The sequence below is a fragment of the Massilia sp. X63 genome, from assembly GCF_041023745.1.
In the GTDB taxonomy this organism is placed as follows: domain Bacteria; phylum Pseudomonadota; class Gammaproteobacteria; order Burkholderiales; family Burkholderiaceae_D; genus Telluria.
Genome location: NZ_JBFTEF010000011.1, coordinates 136,357 through 154,936, shown reverse-complemented (window position 1 = coordinate 154,936; position 18,580 = coordinate 136,357). Strand labels below are relative to the sequence as shown.

The following is an 18,580-nucleotide window of genomic DNA, read 5'->3' as shown; positions in this document are numbered from 1 at the left end:
CGGCCCTGCCGCCACAAACGACAACGGCGCCATCGGCGCCGTTGTTCATCGGAAGAGCAGGGGAATCAGCCCTGCGCCTTCAGCTTGCGCGCCACCTCCAGCGCGAAATAGGTCAGCACGCCATCGGCGCCGGCGCGCTTGAAGGCCATCATCGACTCCATTATGACCTTGTCATGGTCCAGCCAGCCATTCTGCGCCGCTGCCTTGAGCATCGCGTACTCGCCGCTGACCTGGTAGGCAAAGGTCGGTACCTTGAACTCGTCCTTCACGCGGCGCACCACGTCCAGGTAGGGCATGCCCGGCTTGACCATCACCATGTCGGCGCCTTCGGCCAGGTCGAGCGCCACTTCGCGCAGGGCCTCGTCGCTGTTGCCCGGGTCCATCTGGTAGGTGTTCTTGTCCGCCTTGCCCAGGTTGGCCGCCGAGCCGACCGCGTCGCGGAACGGGCCATAAAAGGCCGACGCATACTTGGCCGAGTAGGCCATGATGCGGGTGTGGATGTGGCCGTTCTGTTCCAGCGCATTGCGGATCGCGCCAATGCGGCCGTCCATCATGTCCGAGGGCGCCACCACGTCCACGCCGGCTTCGGCCTGGGCCAGCGACTGGCGAATCAGCATCTCGATGGTCTTTTCGTTGACGATGTAGCCGTTCTCGTCCGGCAGGCCGTCCTGGCCGTGGGTCGTATACGGATCGAGCGCCACGTCGGTCATGATGCCCAGTTCCGGGAAGTGCTGTTTCAGCGTGCGCACGGCGCGCGGCACCAGGCCTTCCGGATTGGTCGCCTCGACGCCGTCATAGGTCTTGAGCGCAGCGTCGACCACCGGGAACAGGGCCAGCATCGGGATGCCCAGCGCCACGCATTCCTCGGCCACCTTCAGCAGCAGGTCCACCGACACCCGTTCCACGCCCGGCATCGACGCCACCTGCTGGCGCTGGTTCTCGCCGTCGAGGATGAAGACCGGGTAGATCAGGTCCGCGCTGGTGACGACGTTTTCGCGCATCAGGGCGCGCGAAAACGGATCGCGGCGCATGCGGCGCATGCGGGCGGCTGGGTAGGTGGCTGGCGTGATGATGGTCATTTCAGTTCCAATGAGGTCCTAATGAAGGATTATTCCGAATCCGAATCTTCGTCGCGGTCGTCCGCTGCCGGCGCCGCCTCCTCGCGGTCCAGGCCCAGCAGCTCCTGGATCTTGGCATCCGCCTCTTCGATGCCGATGCGCTTGAGCGCCGAGAACAGCTGCACCGTGAAGGGGAAGCCTTCGCCGTCCTCGTCGACATAGCTGTCGAGGATCTGGCGCGCCTGGCGCAGGACGTTGGCCTTTTCGTTCTGGTTGAGCTTGTCCGCCTTGGTCAGGATGCAGTGGATCGGCTTGCCGGTCGGGGCGAACCATTCCAGCATCTGCACGTCCAGGTCGGTGAACGGGCGGCGCGAATCCATGATGAGGACCAGCGCGGCCAGCTGCTCGCGGCGCTGGACGTAGTCGCCCAGCAGTTTCTGCCAGTGCAGCTTGGCGGTGCCGGACACTTCGGCATAGCCGTAGCCCGGCAGGTCGACCAGCAGCGCACGGATCTCTTCGACGATGGTCGGGTCCTTGCGGTGCTGGGCCACGTGGGCGCCGCCGATCGAGAAGTAATTGATGTGCTGGGTGCGGCCCGGCGTCTTGGACGCGAAGGCCAGGCCCTTCTGGTTGGTGAGAATATTGATCGCCGTGGACTTGCCCGCATTGGAGCGCCCGGCGAAGGCGATTTCGGGAACGGTCGTGCCCGGGAGGTCGCGCAACTGATTAACGGTCGTGAAGAACCGGGCCTGCCAAAGTTTGGACATAAGGGAAGGTATAAAAGACAACGAAATGGCGATGGGGAAACAAAGCTATTGTACAATAAGGGCTTAATCCATGCTCCCCACGGGGCGCGAGTAGGGCAGCTGCACTGTTTCACTGACAATCTTTTGTTTTTGACTTTTTCAGGGTGCTTGAATGAATCGTCTGACGTTTCCGCTTTTGAAGTCCTTGTTGCTCGCAAGCCTGGCTGTGTGCGGTAGTGTTTCTGCGGCCGAAGCAGCACGCGTCGCTGCCAAAGCCGATCCCGCCAAAGGCGGAACCCTCTACGATTCGGGCGACACCGCCCGCGGCCTGCCCGCCTGCATGTCCTGCCACGGCGCCGCCGGCAATTCGACCATCGTCGCCAACCCCAAGCTGGCCGGCCAGATCGAAGCCTACACCCACAAGCAGCTGGTCGATTTCACCACCCCGAACCGCCAGCAGCCGATCATGACGACCTATGCCAAGATGCTGACCGAGGACGAGAAGCGCGACGTCGCCGCCTACCTCGCCACCCAGAAGGCCAAGCCGGGCGCCGCCAAGAACAAGGACACCGTCGAGCTGGGCCGCAAGATCTACCGCGGCGGCATCGCCGAGAAGGGCGTCGCCGCCTGCGCCAGCTGCCACGGCGCCACCGCCAACGGCATCCCGGTCCAGTACCCGCGCCTGTCGGGCCAGCACCAGGACTATACTTACGCCCAGCTGGAAGCATTCAAGAACGGCACCCGCAAGAACAGCATCCAGATGAGCGCGCTGGCTCAGCGCATGTCGCCCGAGGAAATGAAGGCGGTGTCCGACTATATCGCGGGCCTGAAGTAAGCACCGCAGGATCGAAAAAAGAAGGGCAGCGGCGCTGAGCTGGCTGCCCTTTTTGCTGTATGCTCGTCAGGTTTGCCCGGTTTCCCGGGCGCTGTAGAAGATAGAACATGCGTACCACCGGAATTGAACTGAATACCCGCCGGCGCGGGTTCGCCGAAGCGGTCGAGCTGGTGTCCTCGATGCGCTTCGCCATCAGCCTGCTTACCGTCGTCGCGATCGCGTCGATCATCGGCACCGTGCTCAAGCAGAGCGAGCCGATGCCGAACTACGTGAACCAGTTCGGACCCTTCTGGTTCGAGGTGTTCGCCAAGCTCGGGCTGTACAGCGTGTACTCGAGCTGGTGGTTCCTGCTGATCCTGGTCATCCTGATCGTGTCCACCGCCCTGTGCGTGGTGCGCAATGCGCCGAAGATGCTGCGCGACATGCGCAGCTGGCGCGAGCAGGTGCGCGAAGAATCGCTACGCAACTTCCACCATAAAACCGAATGGAGCGCGCCGCTGGCCGGCGCCACCCTGGCGGCCCAGACTGCCGACCGCCTGCGCCATGCCGGCTATGCCGTGAAACTGGTGGACAAGGACGGCGGCACGCTGGTGGCCGCCAAGAAGGGCGCCGGCAACAAGTTCGGCTATATCTTCGCGCACACGGCCATCATCGTGATCCTGCTGGGCGGCATGCTCGATTCGGAACTGCCGGTCAAGTTCCAGCAGTGGTTCCTGGGCAAGACGCCGTTCGGCGGCAGCGGCGTGATCGCCGACATCCCGGCCCAGCACCGCCTCAGCGTCTCGAACCCGACCTTCCGCGGCAATACCTTGATCGCCGAAGGCCAGACCAGCAATACCGCGCTGCTGCCGCAGGCATCGGGCGTGCTGGTGCAGGAGCTGCCGTTCTCGATCAAGCTGGAAAAATTCCACATCGATTTCTACTCGACCGGCATGCCCAAGCTGTTCGCCAGCGACGTGATCGTGCACGACCCCGAGACCGGCAAGACCTTCCCGGCCACGATCAAGGTCAACCATCCGCTGATCTACAAGGGCGTGGCGGTCTACCAGTCGAGCTTCGAGGATGGCGGCAGCAAGCTCAAGCTCACCGGTTTCCCGATGAGCGGCGCCACCGACAAGGCCTTCCAGATCGACGGCACGGTCGGCTCGGCCACCGAGCTGAAGCAGGGCGGCGAGACCTGGTCGGTCGAATGGTCGGGCTTCCGCCCGTTCAACGTCGAGAATGTCGCGGCCAACCAGGATGCGCGCGCGGTGGCGAAGAACACCTCGTTCAACGAACAGTTCGCGGCTACCCTCGGCAAGGCCTCCGGCTCGGCGGCCAGGACGGGCGACGACAAGGACCTGAAGAATGTCGGGCCGAGCGTGCAATACAAACTGCGCGACAAGACCGGCCAGGCGCGCGAATTCCTGAACTACATGCAGCCGGTGACGCTCGAGGGCGCCCAGGTCTACCTGGCCGGCGTGCGCAGCAATCCGCAGGAAAACTTCAGCTTCCTGCGCATCCCGGCCGACGACGACTACAGCGTGCGCACCTGGATGCGCCTGCGCGCGGCGCTGGCCGACCCGGCCCTGCGCGCCGAGGCCGCCAAGCGCTATGCGGAACGCGCGCTGCCGCCGGAACAGCGCAAGCAGGGCGAGCTGATGCGCCAGCTGGAAGAGTCGGCCGGCCGCACCCTGGCGATTTTCGCCGGCGAGGGCGGGCGTGGCGGCTTTGCCGGCGTGTCGCAGTTCCTCGAGAAGATCCCGCCGGCGGAACAGGAAAAGGCCGCCAACATCTTCATGAAGATGCTCAACGGCGCCCTGTGGGAGCTGTGGCAGGCCGCGAATGCGCGCGCCGGCCTGGCGCCGGTCGAGCCGACCGAAAGCCACGGCCGCTACCTGCAACTGGCCACCAACGCCCTGTCGGACAGCGTGTTCTACGGCGCGCCGGTGTACCTGCAGCTGGAAGAGTTCCAGGAAGTGAAAGCTTCCGTGCTGCAACTGACGCGCTCGCCGGGCAAGAGCATCGTCTACCTCGGCTGCCTGCTGCTGGTGGCGGGCGTGTTCGCAATGTTTTATATTCGTGAACGGCGCATGTGGGTGTGGGTGCGCGACGTGGACGGCGGCGCCCATGCGCTGATGGCCATGAGCACCCAGCGCAAGACCCTCGACTTCGAACGCGAATTCGACGATTTGAAAGTAAAACTGCCGCAGCCGGCCTGAGGCCGCGGTACTGGAGAGTACGATGGAACTGTCGCAAGCCCCAACCGGCAAACCCGGAGCCTATGTCCAGCAGCCGGGTTTTTTCCGCAGCCTGAACGCAATCGACTGGCTGTACGGCGCCGGCCTGCTGGCCGCGGCGCTGTTCGCGCTGAACCGCTACGCGCACCACATGGACATCTACGAGCAGGCGATCCTGGTGCTGAGCGCACCGACCTTCGCCCTGCTGGGCTGGCACTGGAAACCGGTGCGCTGGGTGATGCCCCTGGTGGCCGTGCTGTCGCTGTGGGCGATCTCGCTCTACGGCGGCTCGCTCGATGCGGCCAACCAGAAATTCTTCCTCAAGTACATCCTGTCGAGCCAGTCCGCCATCCTGTGGATGAGCGCGCTGTTCGTGTTCTCGACCGTGTTCTACTGGATCGGCCTGGCCGGCCGCTCGGCCTTCGGCGGCTCGGTCGGCAGCAAGCTGTGCTGGGCGGGCGTGGTGCTGGGCTGGACCGGGATGATGGTGCGCTGGTTCGAATCCTACCTGGTGGGCCCGGACGTGGGCCACATCCCGGTGTCGAACCTGTACGAAGTGTTCATCCTGTTCTCGCTGATCACCGCGATGTTCTACCTGTACTACGAACAGCGCTACGCGACCCGCCAGTTGGGCCCCTTCGTGCTCCTGATCATCTCGGCCGCGGTGGCCTTCCTGCTGTGGTACACGGTGACGCGCGACGCCGCCCAGATCCAGCCGCTGGTCCCGGCGCTGCAGAGCTGGTGGATGAAGATCCACGTGCCGGCCAACTTCATCGGCTACGGCACCTTCGCGCTGGCCGCCATGGTCGGCACCGCCTACCTGCTGAAATCGCACGGCATCCTGGCCGACCGCCTGCCTTCGCTGGAGGTGCTGGACGACGTGATGTACAAGTCGATCTCGGTCGGCTTCGCCTTCTTCACCGTCGCCACCATCCTCGGCGCGCTGTGGGCGGCCGAGGCCTGGGGCGGCTACTGGTCCTGGGACCCGAAGGAAACCTGGGCCCTGATCGTCTGGCTGAACTACGCGGCCTGGCTGCACCTGCGCCTGATGAATGGCCTGCGCGGCCGCGTGGCAGCCTGGTGGTCGGTGGTCGGCCTGTTGGTGACCACCTTCGCCTTCCTGGGCGTGAACATGTTCCTGTCGGGCCTGCACTCCTACGGCGAGCTGTAAACCTGGCTTAATTGCCCCGGTAGGTCGAATAGCCGAAGGGGCTCAGCAGCAGCGGGATGTGGTAGTGCTGCGTGGGCGCATCCACGGTGAACTCGACCGGGATGCGCGGGAAGAACGTGGCCTTTCCCTGGCGCCGGTAATGCTCGCCGGTCTTGAACACGATGCGGTAGTCGGCCGCCGCGATCGGTTTGTCTTCCGGATACAGGGCCTTGATGCGGCCCTGGGCATCGGTGACGCCGCTGGCCAGTTCCCGCCATTGCGTGCCGTTGCGCTGTTCGAGCGTCACCTCGATGCCCGCGGTCGGCTGGCCGCTCTGCAGGTCGAGTACGTGGACGCTGAGCGGGTTCGGCGCCGCTGCGGCGAGGGTGGTCGCGCCCAGGAGGGCGGTAAAGGCAAGTGCCTGGATGATTCGCATGCTGGTTCTCCGGTAAGGATTCAAGGGGTGGGTTGATCGAGTTCGGCGACGGCGCCGATGGCGGCCTGCGCGCAGGCGTGGTCGTTCATCGGACCGCCGCCGCCGGCCACGCCGATGGCGCCGACGACCTGCTTCTGCGCCAGCAGCGGCACGCCGCCGCCGAGCAGCAGCAGTTCGGGCAGGGCCGCCAGGTTGCGGGTGTCCGGGACGGCCTGGGCGTCGCGTGCCAGGGTCAGCGTCGGCCGCCGTGTCGACAGCGCGGTATAGGCCTTGCGCCGGCTGGCTTCCGCATTGTGCGGACCGACGCCGTCGTCGCGCTGCAGCACGACCAGGTTGCCGCCGCGGTCGACCACGGCGACCACGATCGCACGGCCTTCGCTGCGGCAGGTCTGGATGGCGCGCGCGGCCAGCCGGTTGGCGGCTTCCAGATCGAGTTCTGCATGCCGGGGCAGCTGGGCGCCGGCCGGCGCGGCGGCCAGCGCCGCCAGGAGAAGAGAAGACTGCCTGAACATGGGATTTCCTCCAAAACAGAATGACCGCCATGTTGTCATGCGCCCGCCAACGCCAGCCTGACCGCCGGATGACAATCCTGTCATGTTGCAGCGGGCCGCGCGGGCATAGAATGAGATTTTCGTTTGTGTGGCAGCCATGACTATCCTGGTGATCGAAGACGAGCCGAAGACCGGCGACTACCTGCAGCGCGGCCTGGCGGAATCGGGCTTTGCGGTGCGGCTCGCGCGCAATGGCCGCGACGGCCTGGCGATCGCGCGCGAGGAAGAAATCGAGCTGGTGGTGCTCGACGTCATGCTGCCGCGGATGGATGGCTGGCAGGTGCTCGAAGCCCTGCGCGCCAGCCCCGATACCGAGCAGATTCCGGTCCTGTTCCTGACCGCGCGCGACGAGGTCGAGGACCGCGTGCGCGGGCTGGAGCTGGGCGCCGACGACTACCTGGTCAAGCCCTTCGCCTTCGTGGAACTGGTGGCGCGCATCCGCACGCTGCTGCGGCGCGGCCCGGTGCGCGAGGAAGAACTGATCCGGATTGCCGACCTCGAGATCGACGTGCTGCGGCGCCGGGTGCGCCGCAGCGGCGCCACCATCGCGCTGACGGCCCAGGAATTCGCCCTGCTGCACCTTCTGGCGCGGCGTCAGGGCCAGGTGCTGTCGCGCGCCCTGATCGCGTCCCAGGTCTGGGACATGAACTTCGACAGCGACACCAACGTCATCGACGCCGCGGTGCGCCGCCTGCGCCGCAAGATCGACGACCCCTACACGCAGAAACTGATCCATACGCGGCGCGGCATGGGCTACGTCTGCGAAGCGCAGGCCCCGGCATGAAGCCCGCCCTGCGCCATTCCCTGACGCTGCGCGTGACGCTCGCCTTCGTGCTGATCGTCGCCTTGAGCGCGGCGGGCCTCGGCATCTACCTGTACCGCGCCTTCGTGGCCGAGATCGCGCGCCGCGACGACCTGCAGCTGCTGGGCAAGCTGCGCCAGGTGCAGATCGTGCTCGGCCGGCCGGGCGCGGCCGAGCTGCTGGCGGCGCAACCCGATTTTTTCCGCGACACCATGAGCGGCCAGGAGAATTCGCTGGTGCGCATCGTCGGTCCGGGCGGCGCGGTGCTGGCCGACATCAACCCGCACAACGAGCGCTATCCGGTGCCGCCCGCGGCCGGGGCGGCGCCCGGCCGCGACGCGATCGTCGGCTGGACCGCGCGCGGCGGCATTCCCGGCCAGGTGGTCGCGGGCAGCGCGCGCCTGGGCGCGACCCCGGTGACGGTGGTGGTGGCGCGCGCCTATGCCGAGCGCACCGCCATGTTCGCGCGCTACCGCGCCCATATCCTGGCGGCGTGCGCGGTCAGCGCGCTGGCTGCCGGGCTGCTGGCGGCCCTGATGCTGCGCCGTGGCCTGCGCCCCTTGCGCAGGGTCGCCGAGCATGCGGCGCTGATCAAGCCGGGGACGCTGGCGCAGCGCCTCGACATCGGCGCCGCGCCGTCCGAGCTGCGCCCCCTGATCGACGCCTTCAACGCCATGCTGCAGCGCCTGCAGGACGGCTATGCGCGCCTGTCCGGCTTCTCGGCCGACCTGGCGCACGAGTTCAGGACGCCGGTGACGAACATGATCGGGCAAAGCCAGGTTGCGCTCGGCCAGGGCCGCAGCCGTGAAGAATACGAAACCTTGCTGGTGTCGAACATCGAGGAACTCGAGCGCCTCGCGCGCATGATCGAGAGCATGCTGTTCCTGGCCCGCGCCGGCCAGGACGAGCTCGTGCTGGCGCGCCAGCCGCTGGTGGCGCTGGACGAGCTGGAACGGGTGGCGGATTTTTTCGAAGGCATGGCGGAAGAGCGCGGCCTGCAGCTGCGCTGCAGCGGGGAAGGGCGCTTTGCCGCCGACCCGGCGCTGCTGCGGCGGGCGCTGGCCAACCTGGTCTCGAACGCGCTGCGCCATGCGCAAGCCGGCAGCACCGTCACCCTGCATGCGCAGCCGCGCGAGCACGTGGTGGAGCTGAGCGTGCGCAACCGCGGCGCGGCGATCGCCCCGGAACACCTGCCCCACCTGTTCGAACGCTTCTACCGTGTCGACACCGCCCGCAGCGATGCGGACGGCTCGACCGGGCTGGGATTGTCGATCGTCAGCGCCATCATGAACTTACATGGTGGCAAAGCGAGCGTGCAGTCCGATGGGCCGGAAACCTGTTTTACGCTCGCTTTTCCCAAGGACTGACGCGCTTTTGTCCTGCGCGCCATGGCCTCTCTTGTCCAGGCTGGAGCAAGTGATAACGTGCACTTAAGCCGCCTGGTGTAATCTGAAGTTTCTCTCTGCAGCGGAGTCAACCATGATTTTCAAACGCAGTCCGAACGGCATCGACCTGCCGTATCCGTCCGAGATCACCCCGCGCGAGGTCTACGAAGGCCGGCGCTCCTTCATCGCCCGCATTGCGGCCACTGCCGCGGTCGGCTCCAGCATCTGGGAAATGGCCAACCGCGAGGCTTTCGCCCAGGGGACGGCGCAGCGCCTGGCCGCGACCCGCAACGCGGCCCTGTCCACGCAGGAGCCGCAGACTTCGTTCAAGGACGCCAGCTCCTACAACAATTTCTACGAATTCGGCCTTGATAAGGGCGACCCGGTCGAGAACGCGCACACCCTGCGCACCCGCCCGTGGACGGTGACCATCGAGGGCGAGGTGAACAAGCCCGTCACGCTCGACATCGACCGCATCCTCAAGCTGGCGCCGCTGGAAGAGCGCATCTACCGCCTGCGCTGCGTCGAAGGCTGGTCGATGGTGATTCCTTGGGTCGGCTATTCGCTGTCGAACCTGCTCAAGCAGGTCGAGCCCACCGGCAATGCCAAGTACGTCGAATTCACCACCCTGGCCGACAACCGGCAGATGCCCGGCTTGCGCAGCCCGGTGCTCGACTGGCCCTACGTGGAAGGCTTGCGCATCGACGAAGCCATGCACCCGCTCACGCTGCTCACGGTCGGCATGTACGGCCAGGTGCTGCCAAACCAGAACGGCGCGCCGGTGCGCCTGATCGTGCCCTGGAAGTACGGCTTCAAGTCGGCCAAGTCGATCGTCCGCATCCGCCTGACCAGCCGCCAGCCGCGCACCGCCTGGAACGATTCGGCGCCCAACGAATACGGCTTTTATTCGAACGTGAACCCGAACGTCGACCATCCGCGCTGGTCGCAGGCCACCGAGCGCCGCATCGGCGAGGACGGCTTCTTCAAGCCCAAGCGCAAGACCCTGATGTTCAACGGCTACGACCAGGTCGCCTCGCTGTACAGCGGCATGAACCTGAAGAAGTTCTTCTGATGGCGTTCACCCCGTCGAACAAGCAGGTCGGCTACCTCAAGGCCGCGGTCTTCGTGCTGGCGCTGCTGCCTTTCCTGCGCATGGCCTGGCTGGTGGCGCAGGGCGTGCCGGTCGAGCCGCTCGAATTCCTCACGCGCGGCACCGGCGACTGGACCCTGTACTTCCTGTGCATCACGCTGGCGGTCACGCCGCTGCGCCGCCTCAGCGGCTGGAACTGGGTGGTGAAGCTGCGCCGCATGCTGGGCCTGTTCGCCTTTTTCTATGCGCTGCTGCACTTCACCTGCTTCTTCTGGTTCGACCATTTCTTCGACGTCGCGGCGATGCTCAAGGATGTGGTGAAACGGCCCTTCATCACGGTCGGCTTCATCGCCTTCGTGCTGCTCGTTCCGCTGGCGGCGACCAGCACCAACGGCATGGTCCGCCGCCTGGGCGGCAAGCGCTGGCAGTGGCTGCACCGGCTGATCTACGTGATCGCGCCGCTGGGGATCCTGCATTATTGGTGGATGAAGGCGGGGAAGAACGATTTCCAGCAGCCGATCGTTTTTGGGCTGATCGTGGCGGCGTTGCTGGGATTGCGGGTGTACTGGAGCGCGGCCAGGAAGACACAGTCCGCGCGCGCATGATTTTGTAGGGTGGGCAGGTTTCCTGCCCACGCGTGCAACTACGGCATGCATTGCCGCAGCGCTTTCGTGATTTGAACGCGTGGGCGGAGAATCCGCCCACCCTACGGTTTATTTCAGCATCGATTCCAGCGCGAACAGGTCGGCCGGATTCTCGCGCTGGCGGATCACGTGCACCTGGTCGCCGTCCACCATCACCTCGGCGGCGCGGCCGCGGGTGTTGTAGTTCGAGGCCATGGTCATGCCGTAGGCGCCGGCCGTCATGATCGCCAGCAGGTCGCCCGGTTCGACGGCCAGGTCGCGTTCGCGCGCCAGCCAGTCGCCCGATTCGCACACCGGTCCCACCACATCGTAGGTCAGCTTGTCGCCTTCGCGCGGGCTGACTTCCTGCACGCCCATCCAGGCCTGGTACAGGGTCGGGCGCATCAGGTCGTTCATGGCCGCGTCGACGATGGCGAAGTTCTTTTCCACGCCCGGCTTCAGGAATTCGACCTTGGTCAGCAGCACGCCGGTGTCGGCCACGATCGAGCGGCCCGGCTCGAAGATCACCTTGACCGGCTTGCCGTCGTGCCGCTGCGCGCGCCAGGCGTCGATGCGGGCGAACAGGCGGCCCAGGTAGGCGCCCACCGGGACCGGCGGCTTGTCGCCCTCGGCGCCGTAGTTCACGCCCAGGCCGCCGCCGATGTCGAGGTGGTGCAGGTGGATGCCATCAAGCGCCAGGGTGTCGATCAGCTCGATCAGCTTGTCGAGCGCTTCCAGCAGCGGCGCATCGTCCAGCAACTGCGAGCCGATGTGGCAGTCGATGCCGACCACGTCCAAGTTCGGCAGCGAGGCCGCGGTGCGGTAGGTGTCCAGGGCGTCGTCGAAGGCCACGCCGAACTTGTTGGCCTTCAGGCCGGTGGCGATGTAGGGGTGGGTCTTGGCGTCCACGTTCGGGTTCACGCGCAGCGACACCGGAGCGCGCTTGCCCATGCTGCCGGCCACGTCGTTGAGGCGGTGCAGCTCGGGAATCGACTCCACGTTGAAGCACAGGATGCCTTTGTCCAGCGCCAGCTTCATCTCCTCGACGGTCTTGCCGACGCCCGAGAAGATGGTCTTGCCCGGGTCGCCGCCGGCCGCGATCACGCGCAGCAGTTCGCCGCCCGAGACGATGTCGAAGCCCGCGCCCTCGCGCGCCAGCAGGTCGAGGATGGCCAGGTTCGAGTTGGCCTTCATCGCGTAGCACACCAGTGCGTCGCGGCCCTGGCAGGCATCGGCATAGGCCCTGAAATTCTCCAGCAGCGCCGACTTGGAATAGACATAGGTCGGCGTGCCGAACTGTTCGGCGATGGCGGGCAGCGCAAGGCCGTCGGCGTGCAGGACGCCGTTCTGGTACTGGAAGTGCGACATAGGATAGAAAATGAGGTGCTTTTACTTGGTGGGGGCAGGGGTGGAGGCGTTATTCGATGGAACAGGCTGGGCAGGCTGCGGGTTGGCCGCCGCGGTGGCGCTTGGCGCCGGCTTGGCCGGCGGGTTCGGCATGTAGAGCGGGCCCGTCTGGCCACAGCCGGCCAGGGCGGCAAGCACTGCCGCGCCGGAAAGAAGTGCGATGGTGGACTTCACGATTAGAATGGTGGTTTGATTAGCAGACTTTGGAGTGTAGCATGACCGAATCCGAATTTTTGGCGCTGGCCGAAAGCACCCTGGACCGCATCGAAGCATGTCTCGACCGGCTGAACGACGAGGACGTGGTCGATGTCGAATGCAAGCGCAGCGGCAACGTGCTGGAAGTCGAGTTCCTGACGAACGCGTCGAAGATCATCATCAACAGCCAGGCCCCGCTGCAGGAAATGTGGGTGGCGGCGCGCTCGGGCGGCTTCCACTACAAGCGCGTCGGCGACGAGTGGCGCAACACGCGCGACGATACCGAGCTGTTCGCGTCGCTGTCGCAGTACGTGACGGAGCAGGGCGGGGCGCCGGTGGCGCTGGGCTGAAAAGCTGAATGCAATGAAAAATGGCAGCCTGAGGGCTGCCATTTTTTTTACCAACCGGTCAAAAATCAGAACAACTCGTTCCTGACCGCGTCGCGCTGCTTTTGCTCGGCCGGGGCCGGCGGCGGGCCGACATCCAGCGACTGCACCCCGGTGCCCGGCGGCGTCTCGGCATAGTAGTACTCGCCGTTGGCCAGGATCAGGCCCGGCGGCACTTCGCGCTCGACGTTGTCCTCGCCCTTGAGCGCCTTGCCCATGTAGCTGATCCAGATCGGCAGGGCCAGGCCGCCGCCGGTCTCGCGGTTGCCCAGGTTCTTCGGCTGGTCGTAGCCGATCCAGGCGATGCCCACCAGCTTCGGGTTGTAGCCGGCGAACCAGGCGTCGATCGAGTCGTTGGTGGTGCCGGTCTTGCCCGCCAGGTCGGTGCGCTTGAGCGCCAGCGCCTTGGTCGCGGTACCGTAGCGCACCACGTCGCGCAGCATGCTGTCGACCAGGAAGGCGTTGCGCGCGTCGATCACGCGGTTGGCCTCGACGCCGGCGCGCTCCGGACGCGCCTCCGACAGCACCTTGCCGTCGGCATCGGTCACCTTCGAGATGATGTAGGGGCTGACGCGGTAGCCGCCGTTGGCGAACACCGCGTAGGCGCCGGCCATCTGCAGCGGCGTGGTCGAGCCGGCGCCCAGCGCCAGCGTCAGGTAGGCGGGGTTGCGCTCGGCGTCGAAGCCGAAGCGGGTGGCGAATTCCTGGCCGTAGCGCGCGCCGATCTTGTTCAGGATGCGGATCGAGACCATGTTCTTCGATTGCGTCAGGCCGCGGCGCATGGTGATCGGGCCTTCGTACCTGTTGTCGTAGTTCTTCGGCTCCCAGGCCTGGCCGCCGGTCTGGCCGGCGTCGAAACTGATCGGGGCGTCGTTGATGACGGTCGCCGGCGACAGGCCGCGTTCGAGCGAAGCCGAATAGATGAAGGGCTTGAACGAGGAGCCCGGCTGGCGCCAGGCCTGGGTCACGTGGTTGAACTTGTTGCGGTTGAAGTCGAAACCGCCCACCAGCGCGCGGATCGCGCCGTCCTCGGTGCTGGCCGCCACGAAGGCCGATTCCACTTCCGGCATCTGGGTGATCACCCACTTCGACTCGTCGTCCTGCATCACGCGGATCACGGCGCCGCGGCGCAGGCGGCGGTTCGGCGCGGCCTTCTCGGACAGCCAGGCCTTGGCGAAGGCCAGGCCCGGACCGCTCATCTTGATGGTGTCGCCCGAGGCGATGGTGGCGGTCACCTCGCTCGGGGAGGCCTTCAGCACGATGGCGGCGACGATGTTGTCGCTGTCCGGGTGCTCGGCCAGCTCGGCCTCGATGGCCTCGTCGGCTTCCGCCTTGGCGCTCGGGATATCGATATAGGATTCCGGACCGCGGTAGGGGTGGCGGCGCTCGTATTCCATCACGCCGCGGCGCACCGCCAGGTAGGCCGCATCCTGGTCGGCCTTGGTGATGGTGGTGAACACGTTCAGGCCGCGGGTGTAGGTGTCTTCCTTGAACTGCTCGTACACCAGCTGGCGCGCCATCTCGGCCACGTACTCGGCGTGCACGCCGAAGGCGGTGCTGTCGGTCTTGATCTTGAGCGGCTCTTCCTTGGCCTGCGCGTACTGGGCGTCGGTGATGTAGCCGAGCGAATGCATGCGCTGCAGGATGTACTGCTGGCGGGTACGGGCGCGGGTCGGATTGACGACCGGGTTATAAGCAGATGGCGCCTTCGGCAGGCCGGCCAGCATCGCGGCTTCGGCCACGCTGATCTCGCGCAGGTCCTTGCCGAAGTAGATCTGGGCCGCCGACTGGAAGCCGAAGGCGCGCTGGCCCAGGTAGATCTGGTTCATGTAGAGCTCGAGGATCTGGTCCTTGCTCAGGTTCTTCTCGATCTTCCAGGCCAGCAGCGCCTCATAGGCCTTGCGCTTGAAGGTCTGCTCCGACGACAGGAAGAAGTTGCGCGCCACCTGCTGGGTGATGGTCGAGGCGCCCTGGCGCGCGCCGCCGGTGGCGTTCTTGAACGCCGCGCGCAGGATGCCCCAGTAGTCGATGCCGCTGTGCTCGTAGAAGCGGTCGTCCTCGATCGACAGCACGGCCTTCTTCATGACGTCCGGAATGTCCTTGAAATGCACGAGGGTGCGGCGCTCCTCGCCGAATTCGCCGATCAGGACGTTATCGGCGGTGAAGATCCGCAACGGCATCTTGGGCCGGTAGTCGGTGATGGTGTCGAGCGCGGGCAGGTTCGGATAGGCCATCGCAAGCGCGAACACGAGCACCAGCACGCCGATCACGGCCAGGCCGGTGAGGGCGGCGAACGCCATCAGGACCAGGCGCTTGGGACTGTACTTCGATGCGCCCGTTTTGGGCGATTGTTTCTCTTTCATGCTGGTTTTCACTCCCTTGAACCGTCCCATTATAAGTCACACGTTTCGAGCGAGACACACGGCTTGCTAATAGGCGACTTTAAGCAAAAGCAAGCAGAACAATAGCAACGTGGAAACGGTCGTAGCAGGGGTGATAACACTCTGCGCCAGAGTGTGGCGTACACGCCCGGATTGCAGTGTTCCTTCGTAGAAATATCTTGTCTGGGTGCATCCTTTTCGCTACGATCTGAAGAGGTGCCTCATAAATATGCACTAACTAAGTGATTTAACAGGACATATCCCCCAGCGGGCGTTCAACACAGCCTGCTTCGGCAGGAAGGGCAGCCAAGGAGTACGCTCGTGATCAATCTAGGTTCCTTGTTCGGAAAGTCCAGCCCGCCATTGGCCGGGCTCGACATCAGCACGTCGGGCGTCCGCCTGGTCGAGCTGGAGGACGCCGGCAAGGGTGAACTGCGCCTGGAGCGCTATGCCGCCGAACCGCTGCCGCGTGGCGCGGTCGTGGACGGCAACATCGAAAACATCGAGCAGGTGGCCGAGGCCGTGCGCCGGGTCTGGAAGAAAAGCGGCACCAAGGCCAGGCACGTGGCGCTGGGCATGCCGCCGGCCGCGGTCATCACCAAGAAGATCATCCTGCCGGCCGGCCTGTCGGAAGACCAGCTCGAAGTGCAGGTCGAATCCGAGGCCAGCCAGTACATCCCCTTCGCGCTCGACGAGGTCAGCCTCGACTTCGACGTGATCGGCCAGGCCCCGAACTCGGCGGAAGACATGGAAGTCATGCTGGCCGCGGCGCGCCGCGAGAAGGTCGAAGACCGCGTGGCGATCGCGGAAGCGGCCGGCCTGACGGCCACCGTGATGGACATCGAATCGTATGCCGCGCGCGCCGCGCTTGGCCGTGCGGCAGGCGCCCGGCCCGAGCAGATCGTCGCGCTGTTCCAGATCGGCGCCCAGGCCACCCACGTGTCGGTGCTGCAGAACGGCGAGACCATCTACGAGCGCGAGCAGCCTTTCGGCGGCAACCAGCTGACCCAGGATATCGTGCGCGCCTACGGCCTCGCGTTCGAGGAAGCGGAAGCGCGCAAGAAGGCCGACGACCTGCCGGAGAACTACCGCGCCGAGCTGCTCGCGCCCTTCATGGAAAGCGCCGCGCTGGAAGTCACGCGCGCGATCCAGTTCTTCTTCACGTCCACGCCCTACACCCGGATCGACCAGCTCTACCTGGCCGGCGGCTGCGCCGCGCTGCCCGGGCTGCTGGAGCTGATCGGCAGCCGCACCCGCATCCCGAGCAGCGTGGTGACGCCGTTCGCGGGCATGTCCTACGGCCCGCTGGTGCGCGAACAGCAACTGCGCCAGGACGGCGCGGCCTACCTGGTCGCCTGCGGCCTGGCCCTGCGGAGGTTCGGCTGATGATCCGCATTAACCTGTTACCCCACCGCGAAGCCAAGCGCAAGCAGAAGCAGGCGGCTTTCGTGGCCATGCTGGCGGCGGGCGGCATCGTCGGCGCCGCCGTGGTGCTGCTGGTCGGCGCCTGGAACGCCAGCCGCATCGCAGTCCAGAACGAACGCAACCTGGTGCTCAAGACCGCCAGCGCGGAGCTGGACAAGAAGATCGGCGAGATCAAGACCCTCAAGGAAGAAATCGAGGCCCTGAAAGCGCGCCAGCAGGCGGTCGAGGACCTGCAGGGCGACCGCAACCAGCCGGTCTACGTGCTCGACGAACTGGTGCGCCAGACCCCGGAGGGCGTGTACCTGAAGTCGTTCAGGCAGGAAGGCCAGAGGGTGACGCTGAACGGCTACGCCCAGTCGCAGGAGCGGGTGGCCGAACTACTGCGCAACGTGTCCGGTGCTTCGCCCTGGCTGGAACGCCCGAACCTGACCGAAGTGAAGGTGGCGCCGCTGGGCCAGAGCAAGACCGGACGCAAGGTCGTCGAGTTCCAGATGGACGTGGCGATCAAGCGCCTGCGCGAGCAGGAAGACACGGAAGGCGCGAAGGCCCCGAAGGCGGGCCTGCAGCAGTCGGGACGCAAGGGAGGCTGAGCACATGAACATCGATCTCAAGGATCTCGGCAGCCAGCTCGCGGCGCAGTTCCAGGACCTGCAGGGCCGCCAGCCCGGCCAATGGCCGCTGGCGCCGCGCCTGCTGTGCGCGTCCGGCGTGATGGCCGCCGTCGTCGGCCTCGGCTACTTCTTCTACTGGGACGGCCAGTTCGAGAAGCAGAAGAAGGGCGCCAGGGAAGAAGCCCAGCTGCGCACCGAGTACAAGAACAAGATGGCCCAGGCCATCAACCTGGAAGCCCTGCAGGCCCAGAAGGCCCAGGTCGACCAGTACGTGGCGCGCCTCGAGAAGCAGCTGCCGAGCAAGTCCGAAATGGCGGACCTGCTGTCCGACATCAACCAGGCCGGCGTCGGCCGCGGCCTGCAGTTCGAACTGTTCAAGCCGGGCCAGGAAGTGGTGCGCGACTACTACGCCGAGCTGCCGATCGCCATCAAGGTAAGCGGCAAGTACAACGACGTGGGCGCCTTCGCCGCCGACATGGCCAACCTGCCGCGCATCGTCACGCTCAACAACATGGCGCTGAGCACGCGCGAGGGCACGCTGCAGCTGGAAGCGGTCGCCAAGACCTTCCGCTACCTCGACCCGGACGAGATCAGCGAGCAGAAGAAGGCGCGCGATAGCAAGAAGGGCAAGGGCAAAGGGAAGGCCAAGGGCGCCAAGGACAAGGAAGACAAAGGAGCGGCGAAATGATGCGCCTATTGTGTGCACTCGGCGCATTCGGGGCGGCGACCCTGCTCACCGGCTGCGGGGACGGCGACGTCCAGGAAGTGCGCGACTGGATGAAGCAGGTCCAGCGCGAGACCCTGCCCAAGGTGAAGCCGCTGCCGGAACCGAAGGAATTTGTCCCTTACGCCTATAATCCGGGCGCCGCGGTCGAGCCGTTCAGCGAAGCCAAGCTGTTGAACGAAATGGCGCGGGTGGCGGCGAGCAATCCGAATCCGCTGCAGCCGAACGCCAACCGTCCGCGCGAACTGCTCGAGAACTACCCGCTCGACATCATGCGCATGGTCGGCACGCTACAGAAGGGCGGGGCAAACTATGCGCTGGTGCAGATCGACGCGCAGATCCACCAGGTCAGGGCCGGCCAGCGCATCGGACAGAATCACGGGTTGGTCACGCGCATCAGCGAAGGCGCGATCGACATCAGGGAAGTAGTGCAGGACGCCACCGGCGACTGGGTCGAGCGCAAGGCGACGATCGAGCTGGCGGACAGCAAGGAGACCGGGAAATGACCCCAGGCATGAACAATCGCAGCACCATTCGACTTACCGTGCCGGGCTGG

Annotated in this window: 19 protein-coding genes; 12 read left to right on the top strand and 7 right to left on the bottom strand. The window is 65.7% G+C overall.

The annotated features are described in order from the left end of the window. Positions 1-65 precede the first annotated feature (65 nt). Both hemB and yihA read right to left on the bottom strand, forming a co-directional pair. Positions 66-1,079 carry a porphobilinogen synthase gene (gene hemB / locus AB3347_RS20030; protein ID WP_369093477.1) on the bottom strand — a complete coding sequence of 338 codons (1,014 nt, stop codon included), beginning with the start codon at positions 1,077-1,079 and terminating at the stop codon, positions 66-68. A gap of 29 nt (positions 1,080-1,108) precedes the next feature. Further along, a complete protein-coding gene (gene yihA / locus AB3347_RS20025) occupies positions 1,109-1,825 on the bottom strand; it encodes a ribosome biogenesis GTP-binding protein YihA/YsxC (protein WP_369093476.1) in 717 nt (238 codons plus the stop codon). A gap of 151 nt (positions 1,826-1,976) precedes the next feature. Between yihA and AB3347_RS20020 the strand changes: the two genes are divergently transcribed. The 3 genes from AB3347_RS20020 to ccsB all read left to right on the top strand — a co-directional run bounded on the left by AB3347_RS20020 (position 1,977) and on the right by ccsB (position 6,029). Further along, the gene (locus tag AB3347_RS20020; RefSeq protein ID WP_369093475.1) at positions 1,977-2,639 is read left to right on the top strand and encodes a cytochrome c; all 663 of its coding nucleotides are present in this window, start codon (positions 1,977-1,979) and stop codon (positions 2,637-2,639) included. Between the two features lie 107 nt (positions 2,640-2,746). After that, positions 2,747-4,840, top strand: coding sequence for a cytochrome c biogenesis protein ResB (locus AB3347_RS20015; RefSeq protein ID WP_369093474.1), 2,094 nt, complete (start codon positions 2,747-2,749; stop codon positions 4,838-4,840). 22 nt (positions 4,841-4,862) lie between these two features. Continuing rightward, on the top strand, positions 4,863-6,029 hold the full coding sequence (gene ccsB / locus AB3347_RS20010; RefSeq protein ID WP_369093473.1) for a c-type cytochrome biogenesis protein CcsB: 1,167 nt from the start codon (positions 4,863-4,865) through the stop codon (positions 6,027-6,029). Positions 6,030-6,036: 7 nt separating this feature from the next. On the opposite strand, the gene uraH is transcribed toward ccsB, so the two are convergent. Beyond that, complete coding sequence (gene uraH, locus AB3347_RS20005) at positions 6,037-6,444, bottom strand: hydroxyisourate hydrolase (RefSeq protein ID WP_369093472.1); 408 nt, start codon at positions 6,442-6,444, stop codon at positions 6,037-6,039. 20 nt (positions 6,445-6,464) lie between these two features. Further along, entirely contained in the window at positions 6,465-6,956 is a 492-nt protein-coding gene (locus tag AB3347_RS20000; RefSeq protein WP_369093471.1) for a heme-binding protein, read from the bottom strand. A gap of 136 nt (positions 6,957-7,092) precedes the next feature. On the opposite strand from AB3347_RS20000, the gene AB3347_RS19995 reads away from it, so the two are divergent. The 4 genes from AB3347_RS19995 to AB3347_RS19980 all read left to right on the top strand — a co-directional run bounded on the left by AB3347_RS19995 (position 7,093) and on the right by AB3347_RS19980 (position 10,877). After that, on the top strand, positions 7,093-7,779 hold the full coding sequence (locus AB3347_RS19995; RefSeq protein WP_369093489.1) for a heavy metal response regulator transcription factor: 687 nt from the start codon (positions 7,093-7,095) through the stop codon (positions 7,777-7,779). Then, positions 7,776-9,164, top strand: coding sequence for a heavy metal sensor histidine kinase (locus tag AB3347_RS19990; RefSeq protein WP_369093470.1), 1,389 nt, complete (start codon positions 7,776-7,778; stop codon positions 9,162-9,164). Before AB3347_RS19995 ends, AB3347_RS19990 begins: the two co-directional genes overlap by 4 nt. A 112-nt stretch (positions 9,165-9,276) precedes the next feature. Then, a complete protein-coding gene (gene msrP / locus AB3347_RS19985; protein WP_369093469.1) occupies positions 9,277-10,254 on the top strand; it encodes a protein-methionine-sulfoxide reductase catalytic subunit MsrP in 978 nt (325 codons plus the stop codon). After that, complete coding sequence (locus AB3347_RS19980) at positions 10,254-10,877, top strand: sulfite oxidase heme-binding subunit YedZ (RefSeq protein WP_369093468.1); 624 nt, start codon at positions 10,254-10,256, stop codon at positions 10,875-10,877. The genes msrP and AB3347_RS19980 overlap by 1 nt, the downstream gene beginning before the upstream one ends. Before the next feature lie 108 nt (positions 10,878-10,985). Here the strand turns inward: AB3347_RS19980 and lysA are convergent, their stop codons facing one another. Together lysA and AB3347_RS19970 are read right to left on the bottom strand one after the other, a co-directional pair. Next, entirely contained in the window at positions 10,986-12,263 is a 1,278-nt protein-coding gene (lysA, locus tag AB3347_RS19975; protein WP_369093467.1) for a diaminopimelate decarboxylase, read from the bottom strand. A 21-nt stretch (positions 12,264-12,284) separates the two neighbouring features. Further along, positions 12,285-12,476: a lipoprotein gene (locus tag AB3347_RS19970; protein WP_369093466.1), complete on the bottom strand. Its 192-nt coding sequence runs from the start codon at positions 12,474-12,476 to the stop codon at positions 12,285-12,287. 41 nt (positions 12,477-12,517) lie between these two features. On the opposite strand from AB3347_RS19970, the gene cyaY reads away from it, so the two are divergent. Further along, a complete protein-coding gene (gene cyaY / locus AB3347_RS19965) occupies positions 12,518-12,847 on the top strand; it encodes an iron donor protein CyaY (protein ID WP_369093465.1) in 330 nt (109 codons plus the stop codon). A gap of 65 nt (positions 12,848-12,912) precedes the next feature. On the opposite strand, the gene AB3347_RS19960 is transcribed toward cyaY, so the two are convergent. Next, complete coding sequence (locus AB3347_RS19960) at positions 12,913-15,246, bottom strand: penicillin-binding protein 1A (RefSeq protein WP_369093464.1); 2,334 nt, start codon at positions 15,244-15,246, stop codon at positions 12,913-12,915. A 339-nt stretch (positions 15,247-15,585) separates the two neighbouring features. Here AB3347_RS19960 and AB3347_RS19955 point away from each other — a divergent pair, with 339 nt between their 5' ends. From AB3347_RS19955 to AB3347_RS19940, 4 genes are read left to right on the top strand one after another with little or no spacing between them, the layout of a single operon-like run. Next, positions 15,586-16,650 carry a pilus assembly protein PilM gene (locus AB3347_RS19955; protein ID WP_369093463.1) on the top strand — a complete coding sequence of 355 codons (1,065 nt, stop codon included), beginning with the start codon at positions 15,586-15,588 and terminating at the stop codon, positions 16,648-16,650. Beyond that, a complete protein-coding gene (locus AB3347_RS19950; protein ID WP_369093462.1) occupies positions 16,650-17,279 on the top strand; it encodes a PilN domain-containing protein in 630 nt (209 codons plus the stop codon). The genes AB3347_RS19955 and AB3347_RS19950 overlap by 1 nt, the downstream gene beginning before the upstream one ends. A 4-nt stretch (positions 17,280-17,283) precedes the next feature. After that, a complete protein-coding gene (locus AB3347_RS19945) occupies positions 17,284-17,988 on the top strand; it encodes a type 4a pilus biogenesis protein PilO (RefSeq protein ID WP_369093461.1) in 705 nt (234 codons plus the stop codon). Beyond that, entirely contained in the window at positions 17,985-18,530 is a 546-nt protein-coding gene (locus tag AB3347_RS19940) for a pilus assembly protein PilP (protein ID WP_369093460.1), read from the top strand. Before AB3347_RS19945 ends, AB3347_RS19940 begins: the two co-directional genes overlap by 4 nt. The last annotated feature ends 50 nt before the right edge of the window (positions 18,531-18,580 follow it).

Coding starts and splice junctions, on each gene's coding strand:
- hemB (WP_369093477.1), bottom strand. CDS start 1,079: ATGACCATCATCACGCCAGCCACCTACCCAGCCGCCCGCATGCGCCGC.
- yihA (WP_369093476.1), bottom strand. CDS start 1,825: ATGTCCAAACTTTGGCAGGCCCGGTTCTTCACGACCGTTAATCAGTTG.
- AB3347_RS20020 (WP_369093475.1), top strand. CDS start 1,977: ATGAATCGTCTGACGTTTCCGCTTTTGAAGTCCTTGTTGCTCGCAAGC.
- AB3347_RS20015 (WP_369093474.1), top strand. CDS start 2,747: ATGCGTACCACCGGAATTGAACTGAATACCCGCCGGCGCGGGTTCGCC.
- ccsB (WP_369093473.1), top strand. CDS start 4,863: ATGGAACTGTCGCAAGCCCCAACCGGCAAACCCGGAGCCTATGTCCAG.
- uraH (WP_369093472.1), bottom strand. CDS start 6,444: ATGCGAATCATCCAGGCACTTGCCTTTACCGCCCTCCTGGGCGCGACC.
- AB3347_RS20000 (WP_369093471.1), bottom strand. CDS start 6,956: ATGTTCAGGCAGTCTTCTCTTCTCCTGGCGGCGCTGGCCGCCGCGCCG.
- AB3347_RS19995 (WP_369093489.1), top strand. CDS start 7,093: ATGACTATCCTGGTGATCGAAGACGAGCCGAAGACCGGCGACTACCTG.
- AB3347_RS19990 (WP_369093470.1), top strand. CDS start 7,776: ATGAAGCCCGCCCTGCGCCATTCCCTGACGCTGCGCGTGACGCTCGCC.
- msrP (WP_369093469.1), top strand. CDS start 9,277: ATGATTTTCAAACGCAGTCCGAACGGCATCGACCTGCCGTATCCGTCC.
- AB3347_RS19980 (WP_369093468.1), top strand. CDS start 10,254: ATGGCGTTCACCCCGTCGAACAAGCAGGTCGGCTACCTCAAGGCCGCG.
- lysA (WP_369093467.1), bottom strand. CDS start 12,263: ATGTCGCACTTCCAGTACCAGAACGGCGTCCTGCACGCCGACGGCCTT.
- cyaY (WP_369093465.1), top strand. CDS start 12,518: ATGACCGAATCCGAATTTTTGGCGCTGGCCGAAAGCACCCTGGACCGC.
- AB3347_RS19960 (WP_369093464.1), bottom strand. CDS start 15,246: ATGAAAGAGAAACAATCGCCCAAAACGGGCGCATCGAAGTACAGTCCC.
- AB3347_RS19950 (WP_369093462.1), top strand. CDS start 16,650: ATGATCCGCATTAACCTGTTACCCCACCGCGAAGCCAAGCGCAAGCAG.
- AB3347_RS19945 (WP_369093461.1), top strand. CDS start 17,284: ATGAACATCGATCTCAAGGATCTCGGCAGCCAGCTCGCGGCGCAGTTC.
- AB3347_RS19940 (WP_369093460.1), top strand. CDS start 17,985: ATGATGCGCCTATTGTGTGCACTCGGCGCATTCGGGGCGGCGACCCTG.